The 16188-nt window shown below is 66.0% G+C and carries 12 protein-coding genes; all 12 read left to right on the top strand.

Annotated elements, in window-relative coordinates; translation table 11 throughout:
- Positions 1 to 22 precede the first annotated feature (22 nt).
- The gene (locus tag FYJ68_RS02860) at positions 23 to 745 is read left to right on the top strand and encodes a zinc ribbon domain-containing protein (protein ID WP_154433815.1); all 723 of its coding nucleotides are present in this window, start codon (positions 23 to 25) and stop codon (positions 743 to 745) included.
- A complete protein-coding gene (gene coaBC / locus FYJ68_RS02865) occupies positions 735 to 1961 on the top strand; it encodes a bifunctional phosphopantothenoylcysteine decarboxylase/phosphopantothenate--cysteine ligase CoaBC (RefSeq protein ID WP_154433817.1) in 1227 nt (408 codons plus the stop codon). The genes FYJ68_RS02860 and coaBC overlap by 11 nt, the downstream gene beginning before the upstream one ends.
- Entirely contained in the window at positions 1958 to 2815 is an 858-nt protein-coding gene (locus tag FYJ68_RS02870) for a deoxyribonuclease IV (RefSeq protein ID WP_326832179.1), read from the top strand. The genes coaBC and FYJ68_RS02870 overlap by 4 nt, the downstream gene beginning before the upstream one ends.
- A gap of 1 nt (position 2816) precedes the next feature.
- A complete protein-coding gene (locus tag FYJ68_RS02875; protein WP_326832180.1) occupies positions 2817 to 4634 on the top strand; it encodes an ABC-F family ATP-binding cassette domain-containing protein in 1818 nt (605 codons plus the stop codon).
- A gap of 14 nt (positions 4635 to 4648) precedes the next feature.
- Positions 4649 to 6388, top strand: coding sequence for an ABC transporter ATP-binding protein (locus tag FYJ68_RS02880; RefSeq protein ID WP_326832181.1), 1740 nt, complete (start codon positions 4649 to 4651; stop codon positions 6386 to 6388).
- Complete coding sequence (locus FYJ68_RS02885; RefSeq protein ID WP_154433819.1) at positions 6388 to 8259, top strand: ABC transporter ATP-binding protein; 1872 nt, start codon at positions 6388 to 6390, stop codon at positions 8257 to 8259. The genes FYJ68_RS02880 and FYJ68_RS02885 overlap by 1 nt, the downstream gene beginning before the upstream one ends.
- 123 nt (positions 8260 to 8382) lie before the next feature.
- Positions 8383 to 9858 (top strand): NAD(P)/FAD-dependent oxidoreductase, encoded by a 1476-nt coding sequence (locus tag FYJ68_RS02890; protein WP_154433821.1) that lies wholly within the window; start codon positions 8383 to 8385, stop codon positions 9856 to 9858.
- Positions 9848 to 11137: an NAD(P)/FAD-dependent oxidoreductase gene (locus FYJ68_RS02895; RefSeq protein WP_229771985.1), complete on the top strand. Its 1290-nt coding sequence runs from the start codon at positions 9848 to 9850 to the stop codon at positions 11135 to 11137. Before FYJ68_RS02890 ends, FYJ68_RS02895 begins: the two co-directional genes overlap by 11 nt.
- Position 11138: 1 nt before the next feature.
- On the top strand, positions 11139 to 11501 hold the full coding sequence (locus FYJ68_RS02900) for a DUF1667 domain-containing protein (protein ID WP_154433823.1): 363 nt from the start codon (positions 11139 to 11141) through the stop codon (positions 11499 to 11501).
- Between the two features lie 93 nt (positions 11502 to 11594).
- On the top strand, positions 11595 to 12407 hold the full coding sequence (locus FYJ68_RS02905; protein WP_229771986.1) for a beta/alpha barrel domain-containing protein: 813 nt from the start codon (positions 11595 to 11597) through the stop codon (positions 12405 to 12407).
- A gap of 669 nt (positions 12408 to 13076) precedes the next feature.
- Positions 13077 to 15284: an LTA synthase family protein gene (locus tag FYJ68_RS02910; protein WP_195837695.1), complete on the top strand. Its 2208-nt coding sequence runs from the start codon at positions 13077 to 13079 to the stop codon at positions 15282 to 15284.
- A 123-nt stretch (positions 15285 to 15407) separates the two neighbouring features.
- Entirely contained in the window at positions 15408 to 16187 is a 780-nt protein-coding gene (locus FYJ68_RS02915; RefSeq protein WP_195837696.1) for a CDP-alcohol phosphatidyltransferase family protein, read from the top strand.
- The last annotated feature ends 1 nt before the right edge of the window (position 16188 follow it).

Genomic DNA, 16188 nt, shown 5'->3' on the forward strand with positions numbered 1-16188 from the left:
ATCCGGCAAAGGAGAGAAGAACATGTCCGAATCACAGGCTCTGCTGCGACTCCAAGAGATCGACCTGCAGCTCATGCGCGACAGCCACGCCTTGAGGCAGATGCCCCAGCAGAAGAGGCTCGCGGCTCTGGCCCAGGCCAAGAAGAAGCTCAAGTCCGAGTCGCAGAAGATCGTTGGCCAGCGCAAGGACGCCCAGATGGAGTTGGACGATAACGAGGAGCGTCACATCAGGCTGCTCCAGATCATGGACGAGGTGAGGGAGAAGGCCCAGGAGTCCGGCTACCGCGAGGTGGGGGACATCGAGTCCCAGCTGACCTCGCTCGCCAAGAAGGTCGAGAAGCTGGAGTTTGCCCACGGCGAGCTTCAGGCGTCGCTCGGCAAGCTCGAGAAGGCGGAGGCAAACGCGCGTGCGCTCGGCGAGCGCCTGGACCGTGAGGGAGAGGAGCTCGAGGCCTCGTACAAGCGTGACAGTGCCGACATCATGGCGCGAGTTAGGGAGCTCGCCCGCGAGCGCAAGGCGGTCCTGGCACAGCTCTCGCCCCAGACCGCGCAGACCTACGACGAGAAGTCCAAGCGCTTTGGTGGGCTTGCGGTCGAGCGGCTCCAGGGCAACGTGCCCTCTGTGTGCCGCGTCAAGCTGCAGCCCAGCCAGTACGGTGACCTGAGAAGCGCGGGCGAGCCCATAGCGGAGTGCCCGTACTGCCACCGCATGCTCGTGGTGGAGGGTGCCCTCGATGCGGAGTAGCGAGGGGGAGGGCCGCGGCTACGTCCTCCTCGCCGTGTGCGGGGGGATCGCCGCGTACAAGGCGTGCGAGGTGCTGCGTTCCCTGCAGAAGGCGGGGCGTGACGTGCGCGTGGTCATGACCGAGGACGCCATGCGATTTGTGGGGACCGTCACCTTCGAGGCGCTGTCCAAGCACCCCGTGGTCACCTCTCTCTATGGCAACCCCGGCGACCCCATTCCGCACATCAGGCTGGCGGAGGGGGCGGACCTGGCACTCGTGGTCCCCGCTACCGCCAACGTGATGGCGAAGATGGCAGCGGGCATCGCGGACGACGCGCTCACGTCCACGCTGCTCGCCACAACCTGCCCCGTACTGGTGGCGCCCGCCATGAACGTGCACATGTGGAGGAACCCCGCCACCCAGGCCAACGTGGCGACGCTAGGGAAGAGGGGCGTGCGCTTTGTGATGCCCGACTCCGGTATGCTGGCGTGCGGCGAGGTGGGGGAGGGCAAGCTCGCCCCGGTCAATGCCATCGCCTCCGCGGCGCTCGGCGCGCTGGGCGACGACGATGTGCCACGCGACCTCGAGGGGGTCCGCCTCCTGGTGACGGCGGGGCCCACGCACGAGGCGATCGACCCGGTACGCTACATCGCCAACTCCTCGAGCGGGAAGATGGGGTACGCCATTGCGACAGCCGCCGCCGCCAGAGGAGCTGACGTCACGCTCGTGTCGGGGCCAGTCTCGCTTGCCGCCCCCGCTGGTGTGCGCGTGGTGTCTGTCGTCTCCGCCAGCCAGATGCGGGATGCCGCCGTCGATGCCTTCCATGACTGTGACGCTGCCATCTGCGCCGCCGCCGTCTCGGACTACACCCCTGCCGAGCCCGCCGATCACAAGCTCAAGAAGTCGAGCGAGCCCCTCTCGTCCATTAGTCTCGTCGAGACGGCGGACATCCTCGCCGAGCTCTGCTCTGTGCGAGGGGATCGTCCCGTGGTAGGTTTTGCCGCCGAGACCACCGACCTGCTCCAGAACGCGGAGCGAAAGCTCCGGTCCAAGGGTGCCAGCATGATTGTTGCCAACGACGTGTCGCGCGACGACTCCACGTTTGGCTCCGACACGGACCGCGTGGCGTTCGTCTCCGCCGACGGCGTGGAGGAATTCCCCTGCCTGCCCAAGGCCGAGGTCGCTAGCCGCATCCTTGACCGCTTGTCCCCCATGATCCGGGTGGCGCAAAAGTGAGGGGAGAGGCACTCTGCCTGGGATGCCACCTCTCCACCGCTGGCGGTTACGCGGCCATGGGCAGGACCGCCCAATCCCTTGGCGCCACGACCTTTGCCTTCTTCACGAGGAACCCACGCGGCGGAAACGTGAAGCCACTGGATCCCGAGGACGTCGGGGGCCTCAAGCGGGTCATGAGGGAAGCCGGCATCGGTCCCCTGGTGGCTCACGCGCCCTACACCATGAACCTGTGCTCCGGCAGGGAGCGCACCGTGGAGTTTGCGCGGGACGCCCTCGCGGACGACCTGGAGCGCATGGAGTCGCTTCCCGGCAACCTGTATAACCTACACCCCGGAAGCCATGTGGGCCAGGGAGTGGACGAGGGCATCCGCCTGATCGTCGAGGGCCTCAACCAGTGTCTGGTACCGGGTCAGCGCACCACCGTGCTGCTCGAGACCATGGCGGGCAAGGGCACGGAGGTGGGCTCCCGCTTTGAGGAGCTGGCACGTATCATCGACGGCGTGGAGCACGACGAGCTCTTGGGGGTGTGCCTTGACACCTGCCACGTGAGCGACGCGGGCTACGACATCGCCGCGGACCTGGACGGGGTAATCGACGAGTTCGACCGCGTGATCGGGCTCGACCGGCTGCGCGCCCTCCACCTCAACGACTCCAAGAACCCCTGCGGGTCGCACAAGGACAGGCACGAGCGCATCGGCAGGGGCACCCTGGGGGTCGCCACCTTCGAGCGCATCGTGAACGACCCCCGCACGCGGGACCTCCCCATGATCCTCGAGACGCCAAACGACCTCGAGGGCTACGGGGACGAGATTCGTCTCCTCAGGACGCTGGCCCGGGAGGGAAGGGAACACTGACGTGGGAATCCTGATTGGCTGCGAGCACCTCTCGATGGAGTGGCCGGGCAAGACGGTCCTCAAGGACCAGACCATCGGCATCAACGAGGGGGAGAGGATTGGCATAGTAGGTAGGAACGGTGACGGCAAGTCGACGCTCCTCGACCTCGTCGCCCGTCGCGTGACTCCCGACTCCGGCGAGGTTACCTACCGAAGCAACATCACCGTGGGAATGCTGGGACAATCCGACTCGCTGGACGACGACGAGACGGTCGGCCACGCCGTGGTGGGCGACGTCCCAGAATACGTGTGGGCCTCGGACCCCAAGGTCCGCTCCATCGTGGACGAGCTGCTGGGAGACGTCCCCTGGGACGCCCGCATAGGCGAGCTCTCGGGCGGCCAGCGCAGGCGCGCGGACCTCGCTCGCGTCCTCGCCGGCGACTGGGACGTGCTGCTGATGGACGAGCCCACCAACCACCTGGACATGGGCGCCATCACCTGGCTCGCCGAGCACCTCAAGCGCCGTTGGCCGCAAGGCACGGGCGCCCTTCTCGTTGTGACGCACGACCGCTGGTTCCTGGACGAGGTCTGCGAGCACATGTGGGAGGTCCATGACGGGGTCATAGACCCCTTTGAGGGCGGCTACTCCGCCTACATCCAGCAGCGCGTGGAGCGCCAGCGCCAGGCGGCTGCAAGCGAGGCCAGGCGCCAGAACATCCTGCGCAAGGAGCTCAACTGGCTCGCCCACGGCGCCAAGGCACGCTCGAGCAAGCCCAAGTTCCGAATCGACGCCGCCATGGCGCTGCTCGCCGACGACCCTCCCGTGAGGAACGAGGTCGAGCTCAAGAGGCTCGCGGTAAGCCGGCTGGGAAAGCGTGTCATCGAGATGAAGAACGTGACCGTCTCTTACGGCGACCACGTGGTGCTCTCTGGCATCGACTGGCTGATAGGCCCGGGGGACCGCGTGGGAATCCTGGGCGAGAACGGCGCGGGCAAGTCGTCGCTGCTCAAGGTCATGACCGGGCGTCTCCTCCCCAGCAAGGGCTACGTCAAGATCGGCAAGTCGGTCAAGTTCGGCTTCCTGTCGCAGAACCTCGCGCGCCTCGCCAAGAGCGAGGACCTGCGCGTCTCCGAGCTCATGGCAACATACAAGAGCCACTACTACATCGACGGCAAGGAGCAGACCCCCGAGCAGCTGCTCGAGCGCCTGGGCTTCTCGCGCAGGGAGTTTCCCACCTTCATACGCGACCTCTCCGGAGGTCAGCGCAGGCGGCTCGCCATCATGTGCGTGCTGCTGGAGGAACCCAACGTCCTCGTGCTCGACGAGCCCGGCAACGACCTCGACACCGACATGCTCGCCGTGTTCGAGGACCTCCTCGACACGTGGCCGGGCACCCTCATCCTGGTCTCGCACGACCGCTACCTCATGGAGCGCGTCACCGACGACCAGTATGCCATCCTGAACGGCCATCTCCGCCACGTCCCGGGCGGGGTGGACGAGTACCTTAGCCTCTTGAATGCGTCCCAACAAAAGAGGGATGTGACTTCAGCCGCCTCTGGTCCTAGCCTAGGGGAGGCGACCAAGGCTGCTGCGACGGGGGAGACGGGCCTTTCCAACGCGGAGCGCAGGGAGCTCAAGAAGCGGTTTGACGCCGTCGCGAGAAAGCTCGACAAGGTCTCCGGCGAGCCGGACCGCATCCGCGCCCTCATGGCGCAGAGCGACCCGTCCGACTACGAGGGCCTCATGAGGCTCCAGCAGCAGGCGCAGGACGCGCAGGACGAGGTCGACTCGCTCGAGGGCGAGTGGCTCGAGCTCGCCGAACGACTGGGGATCGACTAGGAAGGCGGAATCGCGTGACGGAGCTGCTCTCTAGGTTCCTCGGGCCTTATCGGGGGAAGGTGGTCCTGGCCGTCACGACGAAGTTCGTCGAGGTGCTCTTTGACCTTCTCACCCCCGTCATAGTCGCCCGCATGATCGACCGTGGCATCGCAAATGGCGACGTCGGCCTGGTGGAGAGGTACGCCCTCTTGCTCGTGCTGTTCGCCGCGCTGGGCTACTGCTTCACCCTGGTCTGCCAGAAGATGGCGGCCCTGGTCTCGCAGGGCTCTGGCACCGACATGAGAAACGCGGTCTTCCGCCGCATCTGCTCCCTCTCGGCGGCAGACGTTGATGCCCTAGGCGGCGACTCCCTGGTGACCCGCGTGACCAACGACGTCAACCAAGTGCAGGTCGCCGTGGCCCTGGGCATCCGCCAACTCGTGCGCTGGCCACTCCTGGCCATCGGCTCCATCGTCGCCGCCTGCCTTATCGACCCCTCGCTGGGGTCGATCCTGCTGGGGTGCATGGCGGTCGTGTGCCTGGTCTTCTGGCTGGTCATGTCACGCTCCGTCCCGCTCTTCCAGCGCATGCAGGAGGGCCTGGAGAGGATCACTCTCATCGTGAGGGAGGCCCTCTCGGGCGTCAGGGTCATCCGCGCCTTCAGGCGCGAATCCTTCGAGTCGCACAGGTTCCACCAGGCGTCTGACGAGCAGACGCGCTCCGCAGTGCGGGCAGGTACCCTAGGCGCCGTCCTCAACCCGGCGACGCTCATCGCCCTCGACCTGGGCATCGTCGCAATCCTGTGGTCCGGCTCGTTCAGGATCCAGGCCGGCACGCTCACCCAGGGCGAGATCGTGGCCTTCGTCAACTACATGACGCAGACCCTGCTCGCCGTCGCCTACGTCGCCAACCTGGTGGTCACCTTCACCAGGGGCGCCGCCTCGGGCGAGAGGGTCATGCAGGTCCTGCACCGCGAGCCCTCCGTCACTGATGGTTCGGCAACGCAGCTCGCGCTTCCCCCCGCGGGCAAGGCGCCGGCCCTCGAGCTGAGGGGCGTGGGCTTCTCCTACGCAGACAGCTCTCGGCCCGCTTTGGACGGTGTGACGCTCAAGGTCGCCGAGGGAGGCACGCTCGGCATCATCGGCGGCACGGGCTCGGGAAAGTCGAGCTTGGCCAACCTCCTCCCCAGGCTCTACGATGCGACCGAGGGCTCTGTCCTCGTCCTGGGGACCGACGTGCGCGAATATCCCCTGGAACAGCTTCGCGAAGTGGTCTCGCTGGTGCCCCAGCGCGCCTCGCTCGTGAGCGGAACCATCCGGAGCAACCTGCTCTGGAGGAGGCCCCAAGCGACCGACGACGAGCTCTGGGAGGCGCTCAGGCTCGCCCAGGCGGCAGACTTCGTGGCCCAGAAGCAGCACGGCCTGGACGAGCCAGTCGAGGCGCGGGGGATGAACTTCTCCGGCGGGCAGCGCCAGCGCCTCACCATCGCAAGGGCGCTCGTGGGCCACCCCCGGGTCCTCGTGCTGGACGACTCGGCCTCCGCGCTCGACTTCGCCACGGACGCCCGCCTGCGCGCGGCGCTCTCGACGCTTCCCGAGACCGCAACGGTGATCATCTCCCAGCGCGTCTCGGCCGTGATGGGGGCTGACCAGATCCTCGTGCTTGACCACGGCAGGAAGGCTGGCTTGGGCACGCACCACGATCTCCTTTCCTCGTGCGGGCTCTACCGCGAGATCGTGGAGTCGCAGCTCTCCAGGGAAGAGGCGATGCGCTGATGGCAAACCCCTACACCTCGTCCGCGACGGCACAGGGAACGCTCTCCAACGTGAGGGGCTTCGACCCCGGCGATGGGGGAGATGCGTCCCTGGACGAGGCCGCCCTCTCCTACTCCTCGGGCCAAGTCGTGGGCAGGGTCCTGAGGTACGCAGGGCCGCATGCGTGGCTCCTCCTGCTTTCGTTCGCCTGCACCGTAGTGACCTCGGTTCTTCAGCTGTACGTGCCGATCCTCGTGGGCAGGACGATAGACACCATGGTGGGAGAGGGACGCGTGGACTTCGCCTCGCTCTCGCCCCTCCTGGCAGGGCTGGTGGCCGTGGTGGTCGCGGCGGCGGCGACGCAGTGGCTCGCCTCGTTCGTGACCACGCGCCTTGCCTACGAGACCGCGCGCGACCTGCGCAACGACGCCTACGACAAGCTCGACCGGCTCCCGCTGTCGTTCGTGGACTCGCATAGCCACGGCGACCTGCTCACCCGCGTGGTCAACGACGTGGATGCCGTGGGCGACGGCGTGCTCCAGGGGCTGACGCAGCTCTTCTCGGGCATCGTCACCATCGTCGCGACCATCGGATTCATGCTGTCCCTCTCTGTCCCCGTGGCGCTCGTGGTGATCGTGCTCACACCCCTCTCGATCCTCGTGGCATGGGGGGTGGCACGGTTCTCGACCAAGAGCTTTGCCTCCCAGCAGCGCATCCAGGGCGAGCTCGGGGGCCTCGTAGAGGAGGTCGTCTCAAACCAGAAGCTCGTGGAGGCCTTCGCGCAGGGCGACGCCTTTGCCGAGAGATTCGAAGAAATCAACTCCAGGCTCTATGGGGCGGGCGAGCGGGCCCAGTTCGTGAGCTCCCTCTCCAACCCCTCCACCAGGCTCGTCAACAACATCACCTACGCGGCGGTTGCCGTCGTGGGATGCCTCTGCGTCATCACCGGAAGTCCCTCCCCCCTGACCGTTGGGCAGGTCCAGAGCTTCCTTGCCTACGCCAACCAATACATGAAGCCCTTCAACGCTGTCTCGGCCGTGGTCACGCAGGTGCAGGGCGCCTTCGCCTCGGGCAGGAGGCTCCTCGCGCTCCTCGATGCGCCAGAGCAGGTGCCGGACGCGTCGGATGCCGAGGAGCTGCATGACCCCAGGGGGAGCCTCCAGCTGAGCCACGTGTGCTTCTCCTACGTCAAGGGCCGCCCGCTCCTGAGGGACGTGGATGTTGCGATTCCCGCCGGGAGCAGGTTCGCCCTGGTCGGTCCCACGGGGTGCGGCAAGACCACGCTGATCAACCTCCTGCTGAGGTTCTACGACGTTGACTCCGGCAGCATCCTCGTGGATGGCCATGACATCCAGGAACTCACCAGGGGCAGCCTGCGTGCCGCGTTTGGCATGGTGCTACAGGACACCTGGCTCTTCGAGGGCACGGTGAGGGACAACATCGCCTACGGCAAGCCCGGCGCCACCATGGACGAGGTCGTCGAGGCCGCAAAGCGAGCCCACGCGCACAAGTTCGTGATGCAGCTCCCCAAGGGGTACGACACAGTGGTGGGAGGCTCGGGCGAGACGCTCTCTCAGGGTCAGATGCAACTCCTCTGCATCGCCCGCGTCATGCTCGCCGACCCTCCCATCCTTCTGCTGGACGAGGCAACGAGCTCCATCGACACCAGGACGGAGCTGCAGGTCCAGGGCGCCTTTGACGTCATGATGGAGAACCGCACCTCGCTCGTGGTGGCGCATAGGCTCTCGACCATCCGCAACGCCGACTGCATCCTGGTCATGCGCGACGGCCAGATCATCGAGCGCGGCACGCACGACGAGCTGCTTGCCCGCGGCGGCTTCTACGCGCGGCTGTACCAAAGCCAGTTTGCCCAGTCCGCCTCGGGCGCGTAGCGCTCCAGACGCCCCTCGCCTTTCTACCGTCCGCCAGACGAACCCGCGGGTGACATATCAACGACCGTATCATCGGTTCCGTCGCTCAATCGGGGTCCGTGCAAACAGGAGGGGGTGCCAGGCATGGGCGATCCAACTTGGGACGTCGTCGTTGTCGGGGCGGGGGTGTGCGGCTGCGCCATAGCGCGCGAGCTCTCCCGGCTCCAGGCGAGCGTCCTCGTGGTGGAGGCACGCGAGGACGTGTGCTGCGGTACCTCCAAGGCAAACTCCGCCATCGTGCACGCAGGATTTGACGCGCCGACCGGCTCGCTCATGGCCAGGCTCAACGTGGAGGGCGCCTCCCTCTTCCCCCAGTTGTCGCGCGACCTCGACTTTGCCTACGAGCGAATTGGGTCGCTCGTGGTGTGCACCCGCGAGGAGGACCTCCCCGCCCTTCGGGCACTCCTTGAGCGGGGCAGGGCAAACGGCGTCCCCGAGCTCTCCATCGTGGGGAGGGACGACCTGGTGCGGATGGAGCCCAACGTGTCCGACGCAGCGGTTGCCGCGCTGTGGGCGCCCACGGGCGGCATCTGCGACCCCTTTGACCTCACCTGTGCCCTTGCGGAGAACGCCGCGGCAAACGGCGTGTCCTTCTCCCTCAACGAGCGCGTGACGGGACTCCACAGGCTTCCCGACGACACCTGGGGGGTCTCGACCACGCGGGGCACAAGGGTCGCGCGGGTCGTGGTCAACGCTGCCGGGGTCCATGCCGACGAGGTGCACGGCATGGCGTCGATTCAGCCCATGAAGATCGTTCCCAGGCGGGGGCAGTACGAGCTTCTCGACACCACCGCGGGGAACCACGTGCGGCATACGGTGTTCGCGCTTCCCACCAAGATGGGGAAGGGCGTGCTGGTGACGCCCACTGTCCATGGCAACCTGCTAGTGGGGCCCACGGCCGAGGACATCGAGGACAAGGATGGGACCCAGACCACCGCGGAGGGCCTTGCCAGGGTCCGTGAGGCGAGCATGCTTACGGTGCGCGACATTCCCTTCCGGGAGACGATCACGTCGTTCTCCGGCCTCAGGGCGCACCGTCCCGAGCACGAGTTTGCCATCGGCGAGGTGCCCGACGCGCCCGGGTTCGTGGACTGCGCCGGAATCGAGAGCCCCGGCCTCAGCGCCAGCCCCGCCATCGGCCGCATGGTCGCGGGGATCGTCCGCGACATCCTTGGCCTCTCGGAGCGGGAGGGATTCGTCGCTACCAGGAGGGGCTTCCCGCGTCTCGACCGGATCTCTCTTGAGGACTGGGACGAGCTCGTGCGCAAGGACCCCGCATACGGGCGCGTGGTGTGCCGTTGCTGCCGCGTGAGCGAGGCGCAGATACGGGACGCCTGCCGCAGGGTCCCTGGCGCGAGGAGCGTCGATGGCGTCAAGCGACGCGTGGGGGCGACCATGGGAAGGTGCCAGGGCGGCTTCTGCACGCCCCGCATCATGCAGATCCTCTGCGAGGAGGTTCCAGACCTCGACTTGCTCGGCGTCTGCAAGTCGGGCCCGGGCTCGGAGCTCGCTGTCGCAAGGGACAAGGACGGGATTGGGGGCGAGGCACATGAGGCCTGAGGCGATTTCCAGGCTGGCAGACTACGACGTGGCGGTCGTCGGCGGGGGCTCAGCGGGGCTTTCCGCCGCCATCGCCGCGTACGATGCCGGAGCGACCCGCGTCCTGGTCCTGGAGCGCGACGTGCGGCTGGGCGGCATCCTCAATCAGTGCATCCACAACGGGTTTGGCCTGCACCGGTTTGGCGAGGAGCTGACCGGCCCCGAGTACGCCGCCCGCTATGAGAGGGCGCTGGGGGAGAGGCCCATCGACGTCATGACCCAGACCACGGTCCTTAGGGTGGTCCCGGGCCAGGGCATCGTGGCGGTGAGTCCCGAGCACGGCGTGTTCCGCATCTGCTGCAAGGCGGTCGTTCTCGCCATGGGCTGCCGCGAGAGGCCTCGCGGCGCGCTCGACATCCCGGGCACGCGCCCAGCCGGCGTGTTCACCGCGGGAACCGCGCAGCACCTGGTCAACGTTGAGGGCGTCCTTCCCGGCAGGGAGGTCGTGATCCTGGGGTCTGGCGACATCGGACTGATCATGGCGCGTCGCCTCACGCTCGAGGGCGCGCACGTGCGGTGCGTGGCCGAGCTCATGCCCTACTCCGGGGGACTCAAGAGGAACATCGTGCAGTGCCTCGACGACTTTGGGATTCCCCTGCTCCTCTCCCATACCGTGGTGGGCGTGGAGGGCCAGGGGCGCGTCTCGGCCATTACCCTTGCCAAGGTCGACGACCGCCTCCGCCCCATACCGGGCACCGAGGAGCGCATCCCCTGCGACACGCTCCTCCTCTCTGTTGGACTGCTTCCCGAAAACGAGCTCTCGCGCGAGGCGGGCGTGAGGATCAATCCGGCCACCCGTGGTGCGTACGTGGACGACTCGCTCATGACGAGCGTGCCCGGGGTTTTCGCCTGCGGCAACGTGCTGCACGTCCACGACCTGGTTGACTTTGTGAGCGAGGAGGCGGCACATGCCGGCGAGTGCGCGGCTCGCTACGCGATGGGTGATGGGTCCACGGACACTGGGGTCGCCGTTACGGTGGTAGCCGGTGATGGCGTTCGGTACACGGTGCCCAGCTCCCTCCATCCCAGGACGATGCCCGAGGCGGTCACACTGCGCTTTCGCGTCACCGGCGTGCGGGAGCACTGCCGCCTGAGCGCCTACCTGGGCAACGAGCGCGTTTCGACCAGGAGGCGCGACATCGTGGTCCCCGGCGAGATGCAGGAGCTCAAGGTGCGTGCGGAGCAGCTTGCCAGCGCCGGGGGAGACGAGCCGCTCACCGTCGTCGTGGAGGGGGCCTAGGATGGAACGCGAAACTCTCACTTGTATACGCTGCCCAAGGGGCTGCCAGGTCACCGTGAGCCTGGAAGGCGGCGAGGTCGTGGCGGTTGAGGGCAACTGCTGCCCGCGTGGGGAGGCCTACGCCCGCAAGGAGGTCACCGCACCCGAAAGGGTCGTGACCACAACCGTTCCCGTGGACGGCTCGACGGACTGGGCAGTGGTCTCGGTGAAGACCGCCGGCGATGTCCCCAAGCGCCTCGTCGAGTCCGTGGTGGCTGAGCTATCGGGGGTTAGGGCAGAGGCGCCCGTCCACATTGGAGACGTCGTCCTGCGCGATGTGTGCGGGACCGGCGTGGACGTGGTGGCCACGCGTGACGCAATCTAGCGCCAGCCGTGAAAGATGCTGTCAACGCTGGGGAACAATTGGCTCGGTTGGTCGCCCGGGGTCCTCGGGCGACGAAAGAGGGGAGGCTCCATAATGGCGGACGAAACCGAGACCAACGTCGCACCGGTCGTGAACAAGCAGGCGCCCATCTTCGAGGCGAGGCTCAGGCACAAGATACTGAGGATGCCCCAGGCAGCATGGGACGCCAGCGGCATCGTCATCTTTGGTCGCAAGATCCGCACCCTCGTGTACACCACCGACCTCGCCGTGATCAAGAACTGCAACGCGGACGCGGTCTTCGCCGTGTACCCGTTCACCCCGCAGCAGTCCATCAGCGACGCGATCATCAGCGCCTCGAGCATCCCCGTGTTCTGCGGCGTCGGTGGCGGAACCACCCGCGGCGTCAGGACCGTGACCCTTGCCCACGACGTGGAGTGCCAGGGTGCCATGGGCGTGGTCCTCAACTCGCCCGTCTCCAACGTCAACCTTGCCGCTGTGTCGCGTGCCGTGGACATTCCCACGGTCATCACGGTAGTGAGTGAGGACACCGACATCGAGGCGCGCCTTCAGGCAGGCGCCGCGATCATAAACGTGGCGGGGGGTGCCAACACGGCCTCGATCGTAAGGCACATCCGCGAGAGCTTCCCCAACGTACCCATCATCGCTTCCGCCGGAAGGACCGAGGAGTCCTGCGCCGCCACGGTCGAGGCGGGAGCCAACGCCGTGACGTTCACCCCGCCCTCGACGGCGGAGCTCTTCTCCCAGATGATGCGCCAGTACCGCGAGACGCCGGCCCCCGCGCAGAAGGAGCAGACCGTGGCAGACGTGCTTCGAGCCGCGGGCTTCGCGCGCAGGCCGGGGAGGGGCGACTCCGACCCCACCGCGCAGATGCCTCCCGCAGAGTAGGTTTTGGCGCTGCGGGACAGCGATTTCTCAGGCCAACGCCTCTGGCAATCTGGGGCGTTGGCCTGGTTCGTTCGGTCGGCCGCATCGGGGACGCCATCTTCAAAGACCACAGGTTCGAAGCTTCAACTTTCGTGACGGGATTTCGATAGTCATTGAGCAGATGGGGGTCGTTTCTCGTCATGGGGAAAGAACGCCCCTACATGCTTAACGTTTCCCAGCCTCTTGTGGGTTTCCGCCATCCAGCTAACAAGGGGGTCAGAGGGGCTAAGCGATCGGGGGTAATTCTGCACGAGGGCTAGCGCTGTTAAGCACGCGCGCCGCCCCGTTAATGCCGGCGATGCTCGCCGCAGCAAACGTTCTTGCAGGTGACGTGCAGCCTTGGCCTTCTCGTCTGAGGGAGGCAAAAGCGCGCAAAGCGCAAACCCCAGGACTCCCGCCATTTCCCCATTCTCCTCCATGCCCTTCAAAGTAGGCGCGCATACAATAGCTGCGGGTAGAGAGTCGTTCCGGCGCAATGCCGCAACTCTTGCCCATTTACTCCAACCCTTTTGGACTCTTATGTGTGAAAGACAGGTACCTGGCCATCGATTCAGGCACCTGCCTTGTGTTTGCCTGTAGAATGCTCTGTTGTTTTGCCTGTCCAAGTGACAAATGGGGGAACTTCCAAAGATGTCCGACATGACTACCGCCATCGCGTCCGGCCTGCTGGGCCTAGCGTCCGCCGCCTTGTGCGTGCTCCTCGTCTTTGCTCGAACCAAGGGCGTTTGGCCCTTCGCCAACGGGGGAGAGGAGAGACCATCCGGCGGCACGATCGCCTACGTCGGCTTCAACGTGTTCGTTGCCGTGGTGGTCGCGATCATCGGCTTCCTCCGGCTTGACCTTGCGCCCATCTGGGAGGTCGCCATCGTGGCGGTCCTTCTCGTCCTCTTCTCCTACCTCGAGCTGCTCAGGGGCGGCTTCCTCGCCTCCCTCTCGGGCAGGTTTGGGAAGGCGGGCACGGTCATCAAGAACATTATCGCTTTCCTGGGCGCCGCCTTCCTGGGCATGTGCGCGCTCGAGCTCCCCTGGAACAGGTACTTCCCGTTCTTCCCGCCCAACACCTTCGCCATCGAGTTCGTCCTCATCTGCCTGGCGCTCCTCGCCCTCGTCTTCATCGTCCAGCGCCATGGAGGTGCTGCGGTTGGTGGCGTCCTCGCCCTGTTCCTCATCGGCATGGCCCAGTTCTTCGTGAGGGAGTTCAAGGGAACCGCGCTCCTGCCCTCCGACGTCCTTGCGGCGGGAACCGCCGCCGAAGTCGCAGGTGGCTACACCTACACGGTCACGGACATGTGCCTGTGGGGTCTGCTGTGCGTTGCGGGGGCTGCCCTGCTCCTCTCGCTCATCGTTCCCTCGGCGTGGCGTGAGGACAATCCGGCGCAGGACACCGACCCCTCTGGCGAGGACAGCGATGCCAAGTCCAAGGCAGGCCGGGGGGGCGCCCGTCGCGTCCTTCTCAACCTGCTCGTTGCCGCCGTCTCCGTCGGAGCAATCGCGCTCCTGGTCCTGGTCCCCTCGTGGAGGGACGACCTGGGCGTGACGTTTGGCAACTACTGGTTTGCCATGGACTACTATGACCAGCAGGGCTTCCTCCCCGGCTTCATCACCGCCGCTCGCGACCTGCCCATCAAGAAGCCCGAGGGCTACTCGGACTCCTCGGCAGAGAAGGCCGAGGAGCAGCTCGCCGGCGAGTACGACGCGAGCGACTCCGCCAAGACCTACGCCGAGGCTGCGGCGCAGTTCAGCTCCACCAAGCCCACCGTCATCGTGGTCATGAACGAGAGCTTCTCCGACCTTGCCACCGACTACGACGGGCTGGGCATCGGCTACACAGGCCCCCAGTTCCTCCAGACCGGCATGACCGACTCCCTGTCGCAGGGGAGCCTGGCCGTCTCGGTCATCGGCGGTGGCACCTGCAACACCGAGTTCGAGGCAAACACCGGAAACTCCATGGCCTTCATCGGCGACGGAAAGTACCCCTACATGCTCTATGACCTCTCGGACGTGGACTCGCTCGCCAAGAAGTTCAAGGCGCTGGGGTACGACACCACCGCAATCCACCCCAACAACGGGGCAAACTGGAAGCGCAACCGCGTGTATCCCGAGCTCGGTTTTGACAACTTCCTCACGATCGATGACTTCCAGGGTGCCGAGGTCTACCACAACGGCGTCTCGGACCAGGAGACCTACAAGAAGATCCTGGAGCTCCTGCAGACCGACGACAACCCCCAGTACATCCTCGATGTCACGATGCAAAACCACAGCGGCTACGAGACCAATAACATCCCCGCAAGCGACCTCGTGGACTACGAGGTGCCCGGCGTCGACTCCGAGACCAACTCCAAGCTCTCCGAGTACCTGGCCTGCATCCAGAAGAGCGACGAGGCGCTGCAGTACTTCGTGACCGAGCTTCGCAAGCTCAACAAGCCCGTGGTGCTGCTGTTCTTTGGCGACCACCAACCCGAGTTCACCCCCACGCTCCAGAAGGCGCTCTATCCCGACGAGGACGACCTCTCCGCAATGGAACGCACGCACCAGACCTCCTACGTGCTGTGGGCCAACTACGACGTGGCGGGCAACTCTCAGACGGCCGAGACGGACAACATCTCGCCTAACTACCTTGCCGCCAAGCTCTCGAGCGTCATCGGCGCGCCGCTCACCACGTACCAGAAGGCGAGCCTCCAGCTTCGAACCACCTTCCCCGCGGTCAACATCTACGGGTACCGCGACTCCAGCGGAACCTGGCATTCGCTCTACCAGGACGATGGGACAACGCTCGCGGAGGATCTCAACGAGATGAGTTCGATCCAGTACTACAACTTCGCCCAGAAGGTGGAGTAGCCCCACACGCCCCGGGATAACGGACCCGAGGCAAGGGGTTCTCCCCTACGTTCGAAGCCTTTGTGTGCCGTCTCGCTATTGCGGTACTATCAGATGGCTTTCACTACAGGCACTTGCGGTGATATGGGAGTTCCATTGGCCGAGACCAAGGAAAAGATCAAGAGGCAGGGCAAGAACCTCGCCGACCATGATGCTGCCGTGGCCCAGGCCGCGGGAACGACCACGGATCCCGTCGGGACCCCCAACAACCCCTCCAACCAGGTGCTCACCGTCGCCAACTGCATCACGCTCTGCCGGTTCGTGCTCACTGTCGCCTTCCTCGTCCAGTTCGTAAACGGCGGGAACAGGGCGGTCGCCCTCAGCTGCTACGCCATCGCCGCCGTCACCGACTTCCTCGATGGTCAGGTGGCAAGACGAACCCAGACCGTGAGCTGGGTCGGCAAGATCATGGACCCGATCATGGACCGCGTGCTGCTCTTTACGGGCGTGCTCGGCCTGATGATCACGGGGGAGCTCCCCATCTGGGTCGCCGTGTTCGTGATCGGTCGCGACGTGGTCCTGTTCCTGGGCGAGCTCAGGCTCCAGCGCTACCGTACCCGCCCCGTCGACGTGATCTACATCGGCAAGGTGGCCACCGCACTGCTCATGACGGGCTTCTGCGACCTGCTCCTGTCCGTTCCCCAGATTCCCGCGCTCCACCTGGTCCACGTGGCGTGGCTCCCGGGGTTCAACGACGTGGGGGCGGCGCTGGGCATCTACTTCGTGTACGCGGGAGTCGTGTGCTCGTTCATCACGGCCGTGCGGTACTTCCAGATCGGCTTCGCCATCAAGCACGAGGTTCTCGCGGAGCGCGCCAAGGCAGCCCAGGAGGGCGATTCGGAGGACTCTGGGAGCGTGAGGTAGC

The organism is Olsenella porci, from assembly GCF_009695875.1.
In the GTDB taxonomy this organism is placed as follows: Bacteria; Actinomycetota; Coriobacteriia; order Coriobacteriales; family Atopobiaceae; genus Olsenella_H; species Olsenella_H porci.

Excerpts from the sequence above, each read along its gene's own strand:
- FYJ68_RS02900 (WP_154433823.1), top strand. The coding sequence starts at position 11,139 with ATGGAACGCGAAACTCTCACTTGTATACGCTGCCCAAGGGGCTGCCAG.
- FYJ68_RS02910 (WP_195837695.1), top strand. The coding sequence starts at position 13,077 with ATGTCCGACATGACTACCGCCATCGCGTCCGGCCTGCTGGGCCTAGCG.
- FYJ68_RS02905 (WP_229771986.1), top strand. The coding sequence starts at position 11,595 with ATGGCGGACGAAACCGAGACCAACGTCGCACCGGTCGTGAACAAGCAG.
- coaBC (WP_154433817.1), top strand. The coding sequence starts at position 735 with ATGCGGAGTAGCGAGGGGGAGGGCCGCGGCTACGTCCTCCTCGCCGTG.
- FYJ68_RS02915 (WP_195837696.1), top strand. The coding sequence starts at position 15,408 with ATGGGAGTTCCATTGGCCGAGACCAAGGAAAAGATCAAGAGGCAGGGC.
- FYJ68_RS02885 (WP_154433819.1), top strand. The coding sequence starts at position 6,388 with ATGGCAAACCCCTACACCTCGTCCGCGACGGCACAGGGAACGCTCTCC.
- FYJ68_RS02890 (WP_154433821.1), top strand. The coding sequence starts at position 8,383 with ATGGGCGATCCAACTTGGGACGTCGTCGTTGTCGGGGCGGGGGTGTGC.
- FYJ68_RS02860 (WP_154433815.1), top strand. The coding sequence starts at position 23 with ATGTCCGAATCACAGGCTCTGCTGCGACTCCAAGAGATCGACCTGCAG.
- FYJ68_RS02895 (WP_229771985.1), top strand. The coding sequence starts at position 9,848 with ATGAGGCCTGAGGCGATTTCCAGGCTGGCAGACTACGACGTGGCGGTC.